The sequence below is a fragment of the Streptomyces monticola genome, from assembly GCF_042665355.1.
GTDB lineage: Bacteria > Actinomycetota > Actinomycetes > Streptomycetales > Streptomycetaceae > Streptomyces > Streptomyces monticola.
Genome location: NZ_JBHTCF010000004.1, coordinates 418,058 through 437,505, shown reverse-complemented (window position 1 = coordinate 437,505; position 19,448 = coordinate 418,058). Strand labels below are relative to the sequence as shown.

The 19,448-nt window shown below is 65.0% G+C and carries 15 protein-coding genes; 7 read left to right on the top strand and 8 right to left on the bottom strand.

Annotation, left to right across the window (positions count from 1 at the left end; genetic code table 11):
• Positions 1-55: 55 nt before the first annotated feature.
• From ACFQVC_RS13090 to ACFQVC_RS13060, 7 genes are all read right to left on the bottom strand, one after another.
• Positions 56-358: a WXG100 family type VII secretion target gene (locus tag ACFQVC_RS13090; RefSeq protein WP_381830287.1), complete on the bottom strand. Its 303-nt coding sequence runs from the start codon at positions 356-358 to the stop codon at positions 56-58.
• Between the two features lie 71 nt (positions 359-429).
• Complete coding sequence (locus ACFQVC_RS13085; RefSeq protein ID WP_381830285.1) at positions 430-792, bottom strand: WXG100 family type VII secretion target; 363 nt, start codon at positions 790-792, stop codon at positions 430-432.
• Between the two features lie 46 nt (positions 793-838).
• Positions 839-2,026 carry a type VII secretion-associated serine protease mycosin gene (gene mycP, locus ACFQVC_RS13080; RefSeq protein ID WP_381830283.1) on the bottom strand — a complete coding sequence of 396 codons (1,188 nt, stop codon included), beginning with the start codon at positions 2,024-2,026 and terminating at the stop codon, positions 839-841.
• Between the two features lie 1,663 nt (positions 2,027-3,689).
• Complete coding sequence (locus ACFQVC_RS13075; RefSeq protein ID WP_381830281.1) at positions 3,690-4,148, bottom strand: hypothetical protein; 459 nt, start codon at positions 4,146-4,148, stop codon at positions 3,690-3,692.
• A gap of 474 nt (positions 4,149-4,622) precedes the next feature.
• The gene (locus ACFQVC_RS13070; RefSeq protein WP_381830279.1) at positions 4,623-5,096 is read right to left on the bottom strand and encodes a hypothetical protein; all 474 of its coding nucleotides are present in this window, start codon (positions 5,094-5,096) and stop codon (positions 4,623-4,625) included.
• 61 nt (positions 5,097-5,157) lie between these two features.
• The gene (locus tag ACFQVC_RS13065; RefSeq protein WP_381830277.1) at positions 5,158-6,942 is read right to left on the bottom strand and encodes an alpha/beta hydrolase; all 1,785 of its coding nucleotides are present in this window, start codon (positions 6,940-6,942) and stop codon (positions 5,158-5,160) included.
• Positions 6,943-6,951: 9 nt separating this feature from the next.
• Complete coding sequence (locus ACFQVC_RS13060) at positions 6,952-7,395, bottom strand: hypothetical protein (protein WP_381830275.1); 444 nt, start codon at positions 7,393-7,395, stop codon at positions 6,952-6,954.
• Between the two features lie 314 nt (positions 7,396-7,709).
• On the opposite strand from ACFQVC_RS13060, the gene eccB reads away from it, so the two are divergent.
• From eccB to ACFQVC_RS13030, 6 genes are all read left to right on the top strand, one after another.
• On the top strand, positions 7,710-9,251 hold the full coding sequence (eccB, locus tag ACFQVC_RS13055; RefSeq protein ID WP_381830273.1) for a type VII secretion protein EccB: 1,542 nt from the start codon (positions 7,710-7,712) through the stop codon (positions 9,249-9,251).
• A 17-nt stretch (positions 9,252-9,268) separates the two neighbouring features.
• On the top strand, positions 9,269-10,474 hold the full coding sequence (mycP, locus tag ACFQVC_RS13050; RefSeq protein WP_381830271.1) for a type VII secretion-associated serine protease mycosin: 1,206 nt from the start codon (positions 9,269-9,271) through the stop codon (positions 10,472-10,474).
• Positions 10,475-10,524: 50 nt separating this feature from the next.
• Positions 10,525-10,950, top strand: a complete 426-nt coding sequence (locus ACFQVC_RS13045; protein ID WP_381830269.1) for a hypothetical protein — start codon at positions 10,525-10,527, stop codon at positions 10,948-10,950.
• Positions 10,951-10,993: 43 nt separating this feature from the next.
• Positions 10,994-12,223, top strand: a complete 1,230-nt coding sequence (locus ACFQVC_RS13040) for a hypothetical protein (protein WP_381830267.1) — start codon at positions 10,994-10,996, stop codon at positions 12,221-12,223.
• Entirely contained in the window at positions 12,223-12,429 is a 207-nt protein-coding gene (locus tag ACFQVC_RS13035) for a hypothetical protein (protein ID WP_381830265.1), read from the top strand. Before ACFQVC_RS13040 ends, ACFQVC_RS13035 begins: the two co-directional genes overlap by 1 nt.
• A gap of 753 nt (positions 12,430-13,182) precedes the next feature.
• On the top strand, positions 13,183-13,623 hold the full coding sequence (locus ACFQVC_RS13030) for a hypothetical protein (RefSeq protein ID WP_381830263.1): 441 nt from the start codon (positions 13,183-13,185) through the stop codon (positions 13,621-13,623).
• A gap of 17 nt (positions 13,624-13,640) precedes the next feature.
• Here ACFQVC_RS13030 and eccD read toward each other — a convergent pair whose 3' ends face one another.
• The gene (gene eccD / locus ACFQVC_RS13025; protein WP_381830261.1) at positions 13,641-15,134 is read right to left on the bottom strand and encodes a type VII secretion integral membrane protein EccD; all 1,494 of its coding nucleotides are present in this window, start codon (positions 15,132-15,134) and stop codon (positions 13,641-13,643) included.
• A gap of 182 nt (positions 15,135-15,316) precedes the next feature.
• Here eccD and eccCa point away from each other — a divergent pair, with 182 nt between their 5' ends.
• Positions 15,317-19,276: a type VII secretion protein EccCa gene (gene eccCa, locus ACFQVC_RS13020; protein ID WP_381830259.1), complete on the top strand. Its 3,960-nt coding sequence runs from the start codon at positions 15,317-15,319 to the stop codon at positions 19,274-19,276.
• Positions 19,277-19,448 lie beyond the last annotated feature (172 nt).

Genomic DNA, 19,448 nt, shown 5'->3' with positions numbered 1-19,448 from the left:
AAAGGGCTGCGCATGTCCCTCCGCGGGGCGCTCGTATGAAAGTGCTGATCCAGCCTCAGAGAGCCTGCTGGATCGTTGCCGCGTTCTTGCGGTCCACGGTGCCGTAGCTCTCCTTGCCCTGTTCGATGAGCCGGGCAACCTGCTCAAGGGTCTTCTGCATGTGGTCCGCACGGCCCTTGTAGGCGCGCTGGACGTCCTGGTACATCCCGTGGGCTTCACCGTCCCACGTCGCGGCGACCACCCGCACGGCGTCGTCCATGCGGTCCATGTTCTGCATGATCTCTCGCGAGATCCGGCGGATGCTGTCGGCGATGGTCTGGACGTTCTCGTACCGGACCCTGAGGTCGGCGTCGCTCATGCTGGCTCCAAAAGTGTTCGGCGGCCTTGCCGGTGAGTTGAGAAGTGCGCGGTGCGCAGGGTTTGCCGGTACTACAGGCGGTCGATGCCCGACCCGCCCGCCGCGCTTGCTGCCGCCGCACCACCGCCGGTGTCGACGCCCTTGAAGGCTGCCTGGACTTCCACGTCATTGCTCTCGTTGAGGTTCCGGGTCTGGTCCACGGCCTCATGGAGAATCTGCAGGCGACGGTGAATGTCCTTGTGGTCGTTGTTGAGATCGTTCTGCGCCTTGACGAACTGCGACGCGCCCTGGCCGTGCCAGGAGCCGGCCACCATGTTGATCGCTTCAGACAGCGCACGGACCTGCTGGTTCATCGAGTTCATGGTGTCCTCGATCGCTGTCTTGGCCTTGGCGATGTCTGAGTAACCAAGACTGGAACCACCGGTGGAACTCATACTCATCCCTCTCTCATGCGTGCGCGGGCTCCGGTACGGAACACGCTTATGGAGCCCGCCTGTTACGTACGCGGACTGCCACCAAGGCGCCTGCAGCAACAGCGGCTGCGGCGACGATGGTGACGACGATCCAGAGGGTGCCGCCCCCGTCGGACTCAGCCGCGGCGTTCTCAGACCGCGGCTGTTTCTGGTCGTCCTTGCTGTCCCCCTTGTTCTTGTTCGCGGGAGAGGGGGAAGTCGATGGCGTCGGCGACTCATTCTGCCGCGCGGCGAGCAACGGATTGACGTCCGGATCTCCGGGCTCGCCCATGCCTTCGAGCAGGACTTGCGCGGGCCGGATGGTCCCGTAGCCGATGTACTTGCTGGGGACAGGGCCGTCGTGGCCCGCAGTCTCCATCATTACTCGGAGGACTTGGTTTGCTGTCCAGTTGGGGTGCTTGGACCAGATCAGGGCTGCCGAGGCTGAGGCTAGGGCTGTGGCTTGGCTAGTGCCCTTTGACTCGCAGTAGCCCTCATTCTTGGGGCAGTAGGACGGAATCTTCTCACCTGGCGCCGCGAGAGCGAGATGACTCCCGAAATTGGAGAACTTGGATACCTTGCCGCTGGAGGCCACCGCACCCACCGCTACTGCTCCAGGCATGGCCGCCGGGTACTCAGGACTCCCATCGCCGTCATTGCCGCTGCCTGCGAAGACCAACTTTCCCTTCTTTGAGGCGTAGTTGATCGCTGCCTGGAGGTCCGCTCTCTCGCCAGAGGTAGGAAATCCCGATTGCGACACGTTGATGACCTTGGCGTCACTGTCGGCGGCGTAGCGAATCCCCTTGGCGACGATACCTAGCCCGCCGAATGATTCGCTTTGGCTGGAGACCTTGACGGGCAGAATCTTGGCGCTAGGTGCCAAGCCCTTGATGCCACCTTGCGCACCGCTTCCGGCGATGGTGGCGGCCATACTCGTGCCGTGTCCCTGTTCATCGCTCAGGGTGCCGCCGTCGGAGTTCTCGACGTTTTTGCCACGGAGAACACGTCCTCGAAGCTCGGGAACGCTGGCATCCACCCCTGTGTCAACCACCGCCACCGTCACGCCTGCGCCGACGCTTACCTTCCAGAGGTCATCGGCGCGCATGGCATCGAGATACCACTGGCGGGACCGCATGTCGGCTGCGTGTGCCGAGGGCAACGGAGCGACAAGCAGAATCGCTGCTGCACCCGCCAACGGCACGACCCAGCCGGTCACGCGGCGTACGCGATGGAACACGGTGTACTGAACCCCTCATTCAATGACAGGTGGAATGGTCTTCCGCCGGTCGGTGACCCAGGTGTCTTCGTCTTCAGTGAGGTAGTCGGGGCGGTTCCCGGTGGACCGGTGCCGGCCTCGAGTAGGTGAGGCAGATCCACTCGGCACGGCACGTGCACCACCAGCATTGAACTCGCCTCGCCCACCGGCCGAAGTGCGGGTTGAACCCACTGGCCCTCCAGGCTCGGACGCTAGCCTTCTGCCAGAAGCAACATTCCTGGGATCTGCGGCACCAGCAGCAGGTCCAGCTGTTCCCGCAGCCCCTCGACCGGCTGCCATCCCTTCACCAACAGCACCGCCGTTGACGGAGCGAGGCCCCACCGCACCGCCGGGCTGTGAGGCTGTGCTCCTGCCAGCAGGAGCGCTCTGTGAAGTTCGCGAGCCCGGGGCCTGTCCTGTCCCCGCTGCGATTCCACGACCTGCCGCAGGACCCTCACCGATCACAGTGCCCGGCAGTCGTGGACCTACAGAACCGCCAGGTTGCGAAGCCAACCTTCGACCGCCGGGCGCAGTGCCTGTCCCTTGACCGCCAGGAAGCGGCCCTGGCACACCACCCGGCCCGCGGCCAGTTGCTGTTCCCTCGCCAATAACGGTTCCCATAGGCCCGCGCGGTCCCGTAGATCTGCCGGCGGCTGGTGCTGGGCGGCCACTACTAGCGCCGTTGGAAGTCCCGCCATGCGGTACAGGAGTAGGGCTGCTGGGACGCACCGTTCCGGAGGGCCCAGGGACTCCGGGGCGGGTGGTGTTGGGGCCTCCTACTGGATTCCCGGAAGGAGGCTTGTAGCCCCCGGGAATGGGACCTGCGGGCAGCGGTGAAGGCAGCACTGGAGCAGAGCCCCCAGTGCTGGGGGCGTTGGGCCCGCTGGGACGGCTAGTTCCTGCTTCCTGCGGGGGAGCCACTGCAATGGAGTCGATGCCGGTGTTCACAGGTTGGCTTGTTTGCGGATGTTCAGGTGATGGACCACTCTGCCCGCCCGTACCAACCGAACCTTGGGCGGCAGATCCACCTCCGCTGGTGTTTCCGCCACTGTTCGACGTCGCACTGACGGCTTCCGCACCGCTGCCCGAACTGTAAGGCGTACTTTGGGCTATGACGGACTTGTGCTCGGGTGGAGGCTCGAAGTTCGGCTCCGGCTGAGCCTGTATCCGCTCAGCAGACGTGTGGTAGTACGAAGTAAGCCGATTCAGCTGATTGATGGCTTCTTGCCGCTTCGGCTCTTCAGCAGCCTTCCGCTTCTCCTCTTTCTCCGGGTCCACGTAATTCATCGTGTCCGGCGCTGGCACTGCGGCTTGCGCCGAACGCAACGCATCACCCGCGCTGACCATCTCCGAACCCGCGGTCGCCGCGTACTCGGACAGCTTCAGCGTCTCCGAGGACATGCTGTGACCCCACTCGCGGAAGGTGTTGCCGGCCTCGCCCTTCCACTCAACCCGGCCGACATAGTTACGCAGATCCATGGCGATAGCCGCGATCTCCGGCGAGGCGGCGAACAGAGCCTCGCCAGCCTTGCTCAGTTGAGCCGGATTCGCCGAAGCCACCATGGCGTACAGCTCGTTGAGTGAACGCCCCTCGAATTCATCCCCTGCCACGACACACTCCCCGTTAGCTGAACCCACCCGACGTCGCGCCACCAGTACCTTCGCCAGTACCAGGCGCCGCCGCCCCACTGTCACTGGCCGACTGCGCGGCCGGATCGTCGTAGTACTTCTCGGCGCGCGCACGGATCTCCGTGTAGCGCTGCGCCTGTTCGACGTCGGTGCCGTCGTAGCCCTTGTCCGCGAAGCTCACGGCCAGCCCCATGGCCTCGATCTGCTCGCCGAAGAGCCGGCTCAGACGCTCCAGCCGGGAACGCACCTTTTCGTACGCCTTGGACAGATCATCCGCAGCTGCGAACCCTGTCCCGTAGGAAGCCGCAGTGATCGTCTGTTCGCCGATCTTCGCGGGATGGGCGTTGCCCTTCTCGAGATGTTCAAGCAGCACATCAATGCGCTTCTTGAACCCCTGCAGGTCAACGCTGCTGACGGCGAGATCCTCGCCGTTGCCTCGCCCCTGGTCGGCCACAACAACCCCCGATATAAAGCCAGTTAAACCTACGTCACTCTAGTCACTCGACACTTGCGGTCGCAACGGCAATTTTGCGCAAAGATCCAGCCTGATCGCTGGTGCCCGTGTCGCTGTCACCTCGACTGCTTCGGCATGGCTGACCTCGACGGTAATGACTTGAAGACGTCGGCGCATGAGTACGACTACTCGGATCGATCTCAGCCAGTTATTGCTTGGTCGTGCGCCGTGTGCCGCAGGGAGAGGTGGCTGAAGTCCGGGTCATCGTTGGTGGGATGATCAGTACTCGCTATCGAGGTCGGTCCCCTTGGGTGCCCGGAAGCAACCGGAAACCACGTGAACCAGAATCTTTGGGTCCGCTTCCTCCGTGGGCTTGCTGCGTCCTGTGGTTGACGAATATAGGGCGATGAAGCAGGTGAGAAGGAAGATGGGGCGGCCTCTGGCTCCGTCGTAGAAGTCCGCATGGCAACGACCCTATGCGCCAGGCCCATCAGGGCGCTTGTAGCACGGAGACTGAAGATTTACCTCAATCAGGGATGGATTCTTGCTGCGGTCGCGGCGGTCTTGCAGGGTGATGATTAGAGAGAACCCTCTCTCCTTGTGCTCCGCAGTCAACTCAAGGCTCTTGGCCTTGCTGGCATCGGGGCCGTAACTGCGGATATCCCAACTATGTTTGGGGAGGTCCTTTTTGAGGCGTTCCATCGATTTCTCCATATCTGCAACGGGTACGCCGTAAACGCTCCAGGGGTGATCGATCCTGTAGTGGTCGTCTTCTGTATCGTCGCAAGGCAGGGGGCCAGGGCCCGGCTTCGTCACCTTGCCGCGAAGGTTGATGATGTCCAGGACTTCGCTCGAGAGGCGAGTTGCTTCGTCGATTGCGTCCTCGTATTTTTTCGTGGAAGGTTGGGTCTCCGGTGGATTCTTAGTTTCCCTGTCCGACTGGTTCACGTTTGAGCACCCCGATGTTGCTGCGGTCAGTGATACGAATAGGGCGATCGTCGTCAGTCGCCTAATCAAGCTGCTTCACCTCGCCGTATTCTCCCGTGATTACTGCAGCTTGATTTCTCAGGCTGGTGGATCCGGGTTGCCAGTAACCACTGTGATCTTCTGAATCAGTTTCCATGATGTGGGCGCCGAACTTTGGATCTGTGGGAACAGTCCAGTCCTCTCCAAGGCCCACAATCTTCCCGCCGACGGGTACTTGGTCTTTACTGGAAGATCCAGCCATGGCCCACACGTGCCCCTGATCCACGTCGAGGTCATTAGCGTGGCGAACCTGCATCCCTGGGCTCCCGGCAACCACTATGTCCTCAGCGGCAAGGTCTCCTTGTTTGGACGCTTCTCCGACGACGGTGCTGCCGTAACTGTGGCCGATCACTGTGGTGTGGCTGGAACTGTAACCACCCTGAGCCTCTTGAGTGCCTTCGAGGAACTGATTGAGTCGAGGAGCTGCGTCCTCCGCGTATTGCGGGAACGCGGCCTGGGGAGCTAGATCCCCGTCCAAGACGGGGATGGCTGATCGGGGTGTGTCGTAGTCAAGCCAGGTGATCGTGGAGACAGACTGCCCCGGGGCCTTGGCGTCACTCGCCGCCCAGAGTCGCTCACCTCGCTCGATATCGCCTCGGATTCCGGCGAGGTCGGAACCGGTGCCAGGGACATAGATCGCGGTGTGATCGGCTGTGTCTGGATTACCGTTGGCGATGATGACCCGCCCATCCCCTTCGCCTTTCGTGTCGAAGCCCAAGAGGTATGCCGGAGGAAGTTGATCCTGGCCGGGGCCACGCCGGTCAAGGCGTTCCTGGACAACCTCCATCCCCCTGATGGCGCTTGTCAGGCGCTCGCGCTTCTCCGCCCATTCCATGTAGGCGATCGTGTAGCCCGATGTGGGTGGTTGGTACTTCTGCGGCATGGGCGGGAAGGATTGCAACGCAAGTTCGTACTTGGCCCGTTGCTCCGCAAGGACTGTTCGGTTGGCGGTATCGCGAACGTCGGACGGAATTCCATCCAGGGCTCCGATACTGGCAGGGTGAAGCGTGGCGTAGCCTTCTCGCTCATCCTGGGAGAGCCCCTTCCACCACTCAGCGTTCTCCTTCGGACTCCCGTTCTTGGGAGGCTCCTTGATGCTGTCCATATAGGTATCGGCGCCCTTTAGGACACCGCGAGTGTCCTTCTGAACGTTGGCCCAGTCCTTGTAAGAGACCTGCAGATCGTCGTCCGCCTTGAGCGCCCGCAGCTTTGGGGCCCACTTCGCGTCCGCCTCAGCGGCTTCCTGAATGGCCGCGGAGATCCGGTTGGCGATCTCCTGGGCAGGACCGTAGTTCGGATTCGGGTCGACACTGGCCGCTTGTCGTTGGAGAGCCTGGGCCATGTCCGAGCCGGCAGTGCTTGGGCTGCTGGAGGCGCTGTCGCCCGGAGCTTTGCCGTCGGTCTTCATCTCTGCTGCCGGGTAGCTGACTGATCCGTCGGCCTCCACCGTGAAGTTCTTGCTCTGCGCGTCGGTGACAGCGTCTTTGAGCTTCTTCTGAGCCGCTTCCAGGTCGTGGGCAAGGCCGTTGAGCGCCGTGCTGATCAGGCCACATTCGACCTGGGTGTAGTGGAAGTTCTGAGCCAGCTTCCGGAGCTGGCTGTCCGCAGTGGTGGCAGCCTTACTCTCGAGCGACTGCCGCATGCCGACCGTGATCTCGTTCTCGATGTGTTCCTTGGCCTTCCCGGCCATATCGCTGGTCGCGCGGTATCCGTCCGCGGCATCGGTGAACTCGGACGGCTTGAGCGACTTGAGGGTGGCGTAGTCCATGGCTTCGACTCACCGCTCCTTGCTGGAGCCGCCAACGGCGGGGGTGTCCCCGTACTTGCCCCGGACTGCGGAGAACACGTCTTTGACCGCCTCGTCGTTCTTGGACTCGGCGGCGCTCGCCTTCTCGAACAAGTCACGTAGAGTGCCGCAGCGGTTGCTCACATCTGTGAGGTAGCGCTGCCATGAGTCGTGGAGCTCTCGCTGGGCCCCGACGCTCGCGATCTCGCCGCCGCCCTGGCCCGTGCCCTTTTGGCTGTCGCCGAGCCTCGTCAGAGCCTTCTTGATGTCGCCGCGGAGTGCGTTGACGCCCTCGCCTGCCTTGGTCCAGGCGGCCTTCGAGGTGCGGAGCTCTCCGCCACCGCCACCGGAGTTGTCGCTCCATCCGGTGCCGGCCAGCTGCATCCGTGCCGCCGCCCCTTGCTTCAGCTCGGCCCACTCATCATCGAACGTCACCAGAACCCCCGTCGCCTCACAGCTATCACACCGGCTTGCTGCGAGCGTAGTGACGACGTGCCGGGCAGCAAATGAGTACGCCTACTCAGGTCTCAGCTCATGGCCGATATGGGCATGACCGGTGGCCGAGAACTGCCACAACTGTCCCCACCGGGATCCGGACTCGACGCTATATCAGTGGCGTATCCGGAACTGTGCTCAGCCAGGGCTGATTGACCGCGGTGATACGGCAGCAGGCATAGTAGGGGCGTGTCCCATGATGACGCTGGGACTGCGCGGGCCGTCGAGGCCGCACGGGGGAGGAGCAGGAAGTCATGGCATCACGGCGGGATGAGCTCAACGCCTATACCTTCGCAAAGAAGGTTGTGGTGTCGGCGCTGCTCAGGCCGTCGGGCACCGGTACAGAAGAGGGTGCACCGCGACCACTGCGAGCCGTCCTGCCGGGCCTTGTCATCGGGGCGCTGATCCTGGCCGGGTTCGGCGCGTGGGGGATGTTCAAGCCCAAGGCCCCCAAGGACTGGGACAAGCCCGGCACGAAGGTCATCGTCGGGAAGGACTCCACTACCCGGTACGTGGTGCTGACCACCGGCAAGGGCAAGAACAAGAAGACGCTCCTGCATCCGGTGATGAACCTGGCCTCCGCGCGGCTGTTGCTCACACCCCAGCAGTACGAGGTCATTCAGGTCAGCGACGAGATCCTGGACTCGGGCAAGCCACCGCTGGGGCCGATCCTCGGCATCCCGTACGCGCCCGACCGTCTGCCCAAGGACACGGACGCGGGCAAGACCAAGCGGTGGGTCGTCTGCCAGCAGCCGGGCGGCGGCAAGGAGGGGCCGCAGAAGGCGGCCTTCGTTTTCGCCGACCGGGACTTCGACCGGACCGAGGGCAAGGAGAAGCTCTCCGGTGGTCAGGTGATGTACGTCAACGACGAACGCGGCAAGCGGTATCTCGTCGACGCCGCCGGCACCAAGTACCCGGTCGGCGGCGACCCCGGTGATCTGCTGGCGACCACGCTCGTCGGCCTCAACAAGCAGCCGCAGGCCGTCACCGACGAGTGGCTGGCGACCCTGCATGAGGGCGATGCCGTCGACTTCCCGAAGATCCCCGGAACGGTCGGTGCGACCGCCAGTACCGGCTCCGGACTGTCGGAACGAGAAGACCGGATCGGCATGGTCCTGAAGGCGCAGACCGGTGAAGGCCCGCAGCACTACGTCGTACTGAAGGGGAAAGTGCAGCCGGTTTCCGACTTCACCGCCTGGCTGCTCATCAACTCCCCCCAGACCGACCGGCTCGACATGGGCGGCGAGGCGAGCACCGTCGACGCGCAGTCGTTCACCCCAGCCTCCGGATTCTTCGCCTCCCAGTACCGGTGGCCGCAGGAGAAAGCCGCGCAGGTCAACTCCGTTGAAGGACAGGGTTCTCGGGACACTGTGTGCAGCGTGTTGCGCGACGTCGACGACAAGGGCGGGACGACCTTGTCGACGTGGGCGGGCAAGGACTATCCGGCGCAGCTCACTGCGGGCGGCACGAGCACTTACGTGACTCCCGGCTCAGGTCAGCTCTACACGCAGGTCCAGGGCCACCAGACCCGTCCCGACGGGTCTCTCTTCCTCGTCACCGACACCGGACTGCGCTACGCCGTGCAGTCCAACGGCGACAGCGACGCCGACCGCTCCGACATCGGCGCCGGCGGCCAGGGCGAGCAGCAGGACGGTCGCCCCGAACCCAGCCAGGCCCAGATTCGGCTCGGCTACGAGAACGCCACCCCGGCGCTGATCCCACAGTCCTGGTCCGAGTTCCTGGCCAAGGGCCCCCGGCTAGACACCAACAGCGCCCGCCAGCCGCAGGGTTCGTGAGCGTGGGGAGCCGTGACATGCGAAGAGTGAGACGCATCGGCCTGGTGGCGGGTGCTGCGGCATCTGTGACGGTCATTGGGCCGTCTTCGTCGGCGTATGGCGTCGATGGTGTCGGACAGTGCACCTTCCCGATGAAGAAGCAGTACGCCGGCATCCCTTGGCCGCTGCAGCGCGTGCTGCTCGACGAGCTGTGGAGTAAGACCAAGGGCAAGGGCGTCCGGGTCGCGGTCATCGACACCGGCGTGGACAACAGCAACATCCAGCTGAAATCGGCCGTTGACGCCTCGGCCGGCACCGACTTCCTCAAGGGCGGCAAGAACAAGACGGACGGCACCGTGGACGAGGTCGGGCACGGCACCAAGGTCGCCGGAATCATCGCCGCCCGCCCTCGCGAAGGCACCGGCTTCGTCGGTCTGGCCCCCGAAGCCACGATCATCCCGATCCGGCAGAACGACGAGAAGAACAGCGGCAAGGACACCACCATGGCCAAGGCGATCGACCACGCCATAGCCAAGGGTGCAGACATCATCAACATCTCCCAGGACACCACCAAGCCGCTGAACTCCGCCTCGCCCATGGGCCAGGCGGTACGCCGGGCGCTCAACAAGGAGATCGTGGTCGTGGCCTCCTCGGGCAACGACGGCCTGGACGGCAAGTCCAGGAACACCTACCCCGCGGCCTTCGACGGCGTCCTCGCTGTCGCCGCCTCGGACCGCAACAACGAACGCGCCGCCTTCTCCCAATCCGGTGACTTCGTCGATGTCGCCGCCCCAGGCGTCGACATCGTCTCCACCGTCCCCCGTGGTGGTCAGTGCGCCGACAACGGCACCAGCTTCTCCGCCCCTTACGCGGCCGGGGTAGCCACCCTGCTGCGCGCCGAACACCCCGAGTGGACTGCGGCACAGATCATCGCCCAGATCGAGCAGACCGCCGAGCGCACCATCAACAGCCGTGACAAGCATGTCGGTTGGGGCGTCATCGACCCGGTCCGCGCTCTGACAGAAGACACGACTCCGATCAATTCCCCGCACCCGGATCCCGGCCCGTCCGGCGCCTCGGCCCCTGAGCCGGCCCACCTGGCGATGGGCGAGACGCCGCAGGAGCGCAACGAGCGCTATGCGACATACGCCATCGGAACCGCCACGGTGCTCATCGTGATCGTCGCCGGAGCGACTGTGACCGCACGGGATGTGCGGCGTCGGCGCGCCCGGCGCGAGAGCTAAGCGTTCAAGAATCGGGCGGCATGGGCCGCTAACCCTTGAGGAGGCACACAGTGAGCTGGGATGACTGGGAGCGCAGCAAGGAAGAGGCGACCGCACGCACACGCCTCAACCAGGTGGCCCCACCGAGCGGTGGCGGTGGTGGTACGGCAGACCTGATCTCGAGCCCGGCGCGGAAGCGGGCCGCGGCGCAGACCATCGAGACTCAGCTGGAACCCGATACGGCACGTGAAGGCCGGCACGCCGAGGAGTCCATGGCCGCGGCGGCCAAGGAGTTCGGGGCCAAGGACGGCGATGGCTGGAAGACCTCAGAAGCCTTGAAGAAGGCACAGGACGCGTGGGAACAACAAGCCAAGGGCTTGGTCCATCGCCTGACCACGGAGAAGAGCCAACTACGCCAGGCAGCTTCGGACTTCCAGATCACCGACGGCGGTATCGCCGAGCAGTTCGGCCGTAAGTCCGGACTCAACGGTCTCTGAAGCACAAGCAGCAGACTTATCTGAACCTGAACCGGGGGGATCCATGCCGACGTACCACGAGGTCCTGGCCACGGACCCGGCCAAGCTCACCGCAGCTGCCGACAAGTGGGAGGCTCTGGCCGGGAAGTTCAAGAAGCTCGAGGACCAGTACGAGCGGGAAGTCCACAGCGTCGCGATGGGAACCACTTGGACGGGCCTGAGCGCACAGGCCGCCAAGGCCAGATTCGACGTGACGCTCAGGGAGTACCAGGCAGCCCAAAAGGAGGCGAAAGCCCTGGCCTCACTGCTGCGCGGAGCCCGCACGCAGCTCGTCGACCTCCGCAACAGAGTCAAGTCGTTGCGCGACGATGCGGTGAAGGACGGCATGCGCGTCTCCGACCAGGGCGTGGTCTCGTACGACTACGACCGCCTCGATGACAGTGCCCGAACTGCCCTTGCCCACGACCCCAGCTACCAGCAGAGCGTGCGCTCCGCGGTCAGCGAATGGGATCAGGCCATCAGACAGGCGGTCAAGGCTGTCGGCGATGCTGATGATGTACTCGCGGCAGGGCTCAAGTCCGTTGTCACGGACTCCAATCTGCTCGACGGCACGATGGCCGGCTTCAACTCGGCTGCGCATGGTGACTTCAAGAAGCATGAGGCCGAAGAGAAGGCGCGGCGTGCGGCTAAGGCTGCGGCGGAGGAAGCCGCGGAGCATAAGGCGGAGGAGGATAACGCGCCAGCTAAGGGACCGGTCGCGACCCTTCTGAGGGGGGTCGGGTCTGCCGTGGACGGTCTGAAGTCACCTGGGGATCTCGGTGTGAAAATGGTGAACGGTCTAGTCAACGGCGTAGCGGGAGCTACCGGGTATAACAGTACTCAAGGTATATCCGTAAGCGGATCCGCAGGATTTGGTGCGGGTGTAGGTGGCGAGATTGCTCTCGTGCGTACTCGGAAACCAGATGGCGGCGAGCAGTGGAACCTCATGGTCTCTGGATCAAGTACTACCGCGGGTTGGGACTTCGGGCTCTCCGGGAACATTGGTAGGGTCCAAAGTAACGCCGATGACATCAGCCAGCTCAAGGGGACTGGGTGGGACAAGGGTGGCTCGGTCCATGCCGGTCTCGGGATTTGGGGAAACCATCAGAATGCGATCGGATCCACTAACTCGGAAGGGGATCCCGTAAAAACGGCGTCTGGCGGCGTTGGTCTCGGGCTGGGCAACGAGATCTCTACAGGATTCAGTCAAGCGGAAGGCTGGACAATCCTCGAAACGAAAGGCAAGGAAGACTGATGTTTTTCGGGGTTATCGGTGCCATATTCTTCGTCCTCGGCTGGCTTCTGGTCCTGAACGTAAAGAACTTCGCCGGTCGTGCGTTCAATTTTTATGCGAAGCGCACCGTGGCTGTGGGGACGGCCACGCCAGGCAAGTTGCGTGTTGTAGGCGGGTTTTGGATTCCCGTGGGAGCGGTTCTTCTTATCGTCGCATTCGTGAAGTGATGTGTTCATGAAGCGCGGGGTGTCTGAAAGGTATCCTGGCGGCATCCGGGGCGACGTTGTGCAGTCTTCGAATTGCCTGGGGGCATGCCTCCTGTCGGCTCCGTCGTGCGGTCGCACAGCGTGATCGAAGGCTTCACACACCCAAACGACTGATCTGGAAGCGGCTCGACGAGGGGATGAGTGATGGTTAATGTTGGTCTGGCCCTCTGTTCTCCTTCGCCTTTGGGTGGCTCTTTGCGTTAAACGTTAAGGGTGTCGCCGACAGGGTGTTTGATGCAGCGTCACGCCGTGTTCCCATGATTGGGGCCTCAGGTACACTGCGAATTACGGAGTGGGCTGGGTGTTTCTGGGTGGGATGTTTATTGCCGCAGGCATCATAGGGTGAAGGGTGGCAATGGTTCACCGTGGGGTGAGTGACTACGGGCTGGGGATTTCATGATTCACCCTCGTCCGGTAGGTCGCTGTCCTGGTTGCTTTGCAGGGGTTCCGCCTGGGGCCGTGTCCAGGGTGCCGTATCGACAGACAACTCAATATCGATGGCCGGGTATTCGCAGCCATCGGTGTTTTCGGAACTGGCTGTAGAGAACCGACCTAGCAGCGATTTTGTGCCGCTTTCCATTGATGAGGTCCCGGACGTGGTGGTCGCGTGCAGTCTCCTCGCCACGGTGCAGCACGATGAATGAGTAGCAGGGCTGTGTGCACCTGAGTACATCTACCGATGTGGCTCATTCCGGTAGCGGGTTGACTCGGCACATGAGCGAAGAGCGTGCACGGACAGACATGGATCTGCGGTCGGACGCCGAGCTGCGGGCCGATTGGGCCGCCCTCAACTTCCTCCTTCCATCAGTCTCCAGTGACCCGGAGGGCAGGGACGGAAGTGCGTGGTGGGTGCCGTTGATGACCACGCTGGGGCTGCTGATCCTGGCGCCGGTCGCGTACGGCTTTGCCGGCCTGTCTGTCATGGCGACGGATTCCTGCGGCCCCGACGACTGCTCGGCTCAGCTCACGCACACGCTCGATGCGATCTTTGTGGCGCTGCCTGTCGGTTGGCTGGTCTCCTTGGGTTCCCTGATTGCCTGTTGGGCGCTGCCCTGGAAGCCGCGGAATCAGACACGGCGCCGCTGGGCCGCCACCTTGGCCGTGGCGCCCCAGCTCCTGGTCATCCTCATGGTGCTGACCCTCCCGCAGGGCTGACCGCTCAGACGCACCTGCTAGCTGCTGGTGAGCGACCGCGCCGCGTCGAACAATTCAAGCGCGGCCAGGCACAGCGGCACCAGCGACAGCAGGACCGTGCTCTCGGCCAGGTCCAGGAAGCGGCCCCAGAAGGGCGACAGGCCCTGCTTCGGGATGACGAGGCCGATCGCGGTGAACAGAGCCACGCCGGCGGCTGTGAGGGCGAACAGCCACAGGGCCCGGATGTCCAGGCCGCTGCGGTCGCCGTAGCGCACCAGCTCGCCGTACAGATCGGCTGGCGGGTTGAGGGCCAGGCCCACGAGCAGCAGGCTGATTGACAGGATGCCCGCGATCAACGCGCAGGCCACTTGGGAGGTGTATCGGAAGAGTCGGGCGCGCATCAGCATGGCCAGGCCTGCGGCCAGGGCGAGGAGTTGGGCCCAGACGTTGTCGGAGAAGCCTAGGATGCCGGCGGCGACGGTGACCACCGTGGCGCAGCCGCCGACCAGGCCGAGGAGGAGTTCGTGGCTGCGACGGGCCTGGGCGCCGATGACGTCCGCGTCCACGGGCTGACCGACGGGGTGGGCCTGCGGCACGGTGTCCGGTTCGGCGCCGTAGGGGTCGGCGGCGCTGCGCGGTGCGACGTAGCCGATCGGGAGCCGGGCGAAGCGTGCCGACAGGCCAGGGAAGAACGCGACCAGGCCGACGGCGACGGGCACGCACACGGACGCGGTGGCAGTCGCGGTGGCTTCGGTCAGGATGGCGGTGAAGGTCGCGAGCGTGCCGACTGTGGCCACGAAGGTGGCCGTCACGAACGGTGCCGCGCCGTCCGGTGTCAGAGCGAGCAGCGTCACCGAGGCGATCAGGACGCAGACGCAGCCCAGCAGGAACTGCAGGCGTCCCGGCCCCTGTCCGGCATCGGGAGCGACGATGCCGGATCCCGCGAGGAGTAGCAGGGGCAGCGAGCCCAGGCCGAAGGCGACGGCGGTCGCACGGTCTGCGTAGGCCCGGGCCCGTACGCCTGCGAACGCCGCGAGCAGCACACCCGCCGCGCCCGCGACGATGCCCGGCAGGCCGTGCATGTCATGGCGAATCGGATCGGCGGACCACAGCAGGAAGCTCATCAGGGCGAGCAGCAGCACGGAGCCGATGAGCCCGGCGCCGCGCAGCAGATCCTCGCCCCACAGGCGCCGGTCGCGGCTGACTGCGGAAGCGACGGCGTCCGAGACGGCATCGAAGACCACGGGCGGAACGGAACGCGTCAAGGGCCGCAAAGTGAGCAGTTCGCCGTCCACCACGCGCTGCGCGGCGAGGGTGAGCGTGGGATCGAGAAGGGAGCCGTTCGCGCGTACGAGGTGGTACCCCGTCGGTGTGCCCGCCTGCTGGGTCTGACCGGTCAGGCGCAGGACCTCTGGGTAGACCTCGGCGACCGGGAGGTCCTCGGCGAGCGCGACATCGATGCGGCTGTCCGGCGCGACGACCGTGACGCGACGGAATCCGGTTCCCGAGTTCGTATACACCGTCGTACTCAAGTCGTACTCACCTGCCCAGCCCCCAGAACCACAGTTACGCGCGGTGCGCGCCACCCTACCGGGGACCGGAGAAGTATTCGCAAGTACGATCGCTGCCGTGCGGAGGGGACCGTCGTCACGGGGGCGTCGGAATACAGGACTCCTCTCCGTACGGGCCGTACGCATGGGGGGACTGATCTCCGGTGAGCCAGATCGTCGTGAAGCGGCCGCCGCGTGCTGCGCTGCCCGATGTTCCCGCGCATGAGCTGGTGCTGCAGAGCCCGCCTGAGCTGCCGCGCGGGCAGCAGGAGGGCGTGCTGCTGCAGCTTCTGCCGATGCTCGGCATGGGCTCGTCGGTGGTGTTTTTCTTCATGCCGAATTTGCACCCGTTCATGCGCATCATGGGCGTGCTGATGGCGGTCTCGACCGTGGCAATGGTGATTGCGCAGTTCATCCGCTACCGGCGCGGTGCGCAGGGGGAGATGGCGGACGTCCGCCGCGATTACCTCAAGTATCTGGCGCAGTTGCGGCGTTCGGTACGCAAGACGGAACGTGTGCAGCGCAACGTCCAGCTGTATGTGCACCCCGATCCCGACCAGTTGTGGTCGATCGTCGCCGAGGGCACCCGAATCTGGGAGCGGCGGGTCAGCGACAGTGACTTCGGCCAGGCCCGCATCGGGCTCGGCCCGCAACAGCTGGCCACACCCCTGATCGCCCCCGAGACCGCGCCCATCGACGAACTGGAGCCGCTGAGCGCGGGAGCGATGCAGCAGTTCCTGGCCGTGCACGGGGCGGTGGACAACTTGCCGGTGGCGCTGTCCATGCGCGCCTTCTACCACGTCACCATCTCCGGGGACGGGCCGAGCGCGCAGTCGACAGCCCGGGCACTCATCGCCCAGTTGGTGACGCTGCATTCACCCGAGGACCTCATGGTCGCCGTCGTGGCGGACCCGCCGGCGGTCGAGCGCTGGGACTGGACGAAGTGGCTGCCGCACACCCAGCTGCCCGGACAGCTCGACGGCACCGGCACCAAGCGCCTGTTCGGCGACGACCTGGAGGAGCTGGAGCAACTGCTCCAGGACCGGCTCGACGGCCGGCCCCGCTTCAGCCGCGAAGGCCAGCCACTGTACGACCTGCCGCACATCGTCGTCGTCCTCGACGGCGGCCGCATGCCGCCTGGATCCCTGCTCGCCACACCGGAGGGCCTGCAAGGCGTCACCATCGTCGAAGTCGTCGACGGCGACCTCGACCCGGAGGAGCCGCGCGGCGGCCTGTCCGTGGTCGTCCACCCCGGACGACTCCGCCTCGAATCGGGCCATGACATCGTCTACGAGGGAATCCCCGACGGCCTCTCCACAACCGAGGCAGATGTTCTGGCCCGCCGCCTCGCACCGCTCCGTATCGGCGGAGACGACGACGAACCACTCCTCGCCAACCTCGACTTCACCGACCTGCTGAACCTCGGCGACGCGGCCACCGTCGACGTGACGACCACCTGGCGGCCCCGCTCGACGGCCGAACGCCTCCGCGTCCCCATCGGCGTGGGCGAAGACGGCGAACCCGTCATGCTCGACCTCAAGGAAGCGGCCCAGGACGGCATGGGCCCCCACGGGCTCTGCGTCGGTGCCACCGGCTCCGGCAAGTCGGAACTCCTGCGCACCCTCGTCCTCGGCCTGGCCGTCACGCACTCCTCCGAGACGCTGAACTTCGTCCTCGCGGACTTCAAGGGCGGCGCCACCTTCGCGGGCATGGCGAAACTGCCGCACGTCTCCGCCGTGATCACCAACCTGTCCGACGACCTCACCCTCGTCGACCGCATGGGCGACGCGATCCGCGGCGAACTCCAGCGCCGCCAGGAACTCCTCCGTTCCGCGGGCAACTTCGCCAACATCCACGACTACGAGAAGGCCCGCGCGGCCGGCCACGCCCTGGAGCCGCTCGCTTCCCTGGTCCTGGTCATCGACGAGTTCTCAGAACTCCTCACCGCCAAGCCGGACTTCATCGAAATGTTCATCCAGATCGGACGCATCGGCCGATCCCTGGGTGTGCACCTGCTGCTCGCCTCGCAGCGCCTGGAAGAGGGCAAGCTGCGCGGTCTGGACACGTACCTCTCGTACCGCATCGGTCTACGTACCTTCTCCGCCGCCGAGTCCCGCACCGCCCTCGGCGTACCCGACGCTTACCACCTGCCGTCCGTGCCCGGCTCCGGCTATCTGAAGTTCGCCACCGACGAGATGATCCGCTTCAAGGCGGCCTACGTCTCCGGTAACTACCGCACCGGTGGTCCAAGCGTGGCCGAAGGTCAGCTGCCCGTCGAACGCCGCTCCGCCCTCTTCAGTGCCACCCCCGTGCCCGCGGTCTACGCCCCCCACGATCCGCGCACCGGCGCCATGCACCCAGGCGCAGACGTCGACGTACTGGCCGACACCGTCCTGGACGTCATCGTGCGGCGCCTCGATGGACAGGGCCCGCCCGCCCACCAGGTCTGGCTGCCGCCGCTGGACAGGTCGGCGACCCTCGCGCAGCTCCTGCCCCCGCTCGCCCCGCGCGCCGACCGCGGCTACACCACCAACGACCCGCTGGTGACTGGCCGCCTCGCCGTTCCCCTCGGCCTCATCGACAAGCCCTTCGAGCAGCGCCGTGAAACCCTGCGCCAGGATTTCTCCGGTGCCGCCGGCCACATGCTGATCATCGGCGGGCCCCAGTCCGGCAAGTCGACCCTGCTCCGCACGCTGATCTCGTCCTTCGCGCTCACCCACAGCCCGCACGAAGTGCAGTTCTACGGCCTGGACTTCGGCGGCGGAGGCATGGTCGCCCTGGCCGACCTGCCGCACGTCGGTGGCATTGCCTCACGCCTGGATCCCGAACGGGTACGCCGCACGGTCGCCGAAGTGGCCGGTGTCCTCAACCGCCGCGAGGAATACTTCCGCGCCCACAACATCGACTCCATCACCACCTACCGCCGCAAACGAGCCGCAGGTGAACTGCCAGGCGAAGCCTGGGGCGACGTGTTCCTCCTCATCGACGGCTGGGGCGCCTTCAAGAGCGAATACGAGCACCTCGAAGGCGTCGTCGCCGACCTCGCCTCACGCGGCCTCGGCTACGGCATCCACGTCGTCCTCACCGCCTCCCGTTACATGGAGGTCCGCGCGGCCGTGAAGGACCAGCTCCTGGGCCGCCTCGAACTCCGCCTCGGCGACACGATGGACTCCGAGTTCAACCGCAAGGTCGCCGCCAACGTCCCCATCGGCATGCCCGGCCGCGGACAGGTCCCGGAACATCTGCAATTCATGGCCGCCGTCCCCTGCATCGAGCAGAACGACGAGGACGAAGACCTCTCCCAGTCCACCGCCCGCCTCGTGCAGACCGTCCGCGAACACTGGCACGGCCCGGCAGCCCCGCGCGTCCGCCTCCTGCCCCGCAAGGTCCCAGCAGACCAACTCCCCAAAGCCTCGGAGACCCAGGCTCAGGGCATCGCCATCGGCATCGACGAGACCAACCTCGAACCGGTCTACATCGACTTCGAAACCGACCCGTTCTTCCTCATCTTCGGCGAGAGCGAATCAGGCAAGACCGCCGCGCTGCGCCACATCACCCAGAAGATCGCCGAGCGCTACACGCCCGACGAGGCCAAGATCGTCGTCGGCGACTACCGCCGCTCCCTGCTGGAGGCTGTCCCCTCCAGCCACTTGCTGGAGTACGCCCCCACGGCCAGCGCCCTGCAGATGCACATGGAAGCCCTCAACGGCCTGGTAGCCCGACGCCAACCCCCGGACAACGTCACCCCGCAACAACTCCGCGACCGCAGCTGGTGGACCGGCTCCCAGGTCTTCATCGTCATCGACGACTACGAACTCGTCTCCACCCAGGCCGGCAACCCCCTGTCTGCCATGGTCGACGACCTGCCCTTCGCCCGTGACGTCGGCGTCCGCTTCATCATCGCCCGCAGCACGGCGGGTGCGTCGCGAGCCATGTACGAATCCTTCATGCAGCGCATCAAGGAACTCGGAGCCCAGGGTGTGGTCTTGTCCGGCGACCCGAACGAAGGGGAGATCCTCGGAGACGTGCGGGCGCGACCGATGCCGCAGGGACGTGGCTACCTCGTGACCCGGAAGCGGGGGACGCCGCTGGTGCAGCTTGCGTGGATGCCGGATCTGAGGTGATTGCTGGGCCACGGCCACCGGAGGGTGAAGCAGGATGGTTAAGCGGGTTTCAGAACTCCAACTCCCAATGTGACATTGGTTTTGAGCCGAGGAGCGCACCTATCTAGCCTCGCTACGTCGATGTGAGCACCGCGTCTCAAGTGCGTGTGCTATTGGTGGCCGATCAATCAAG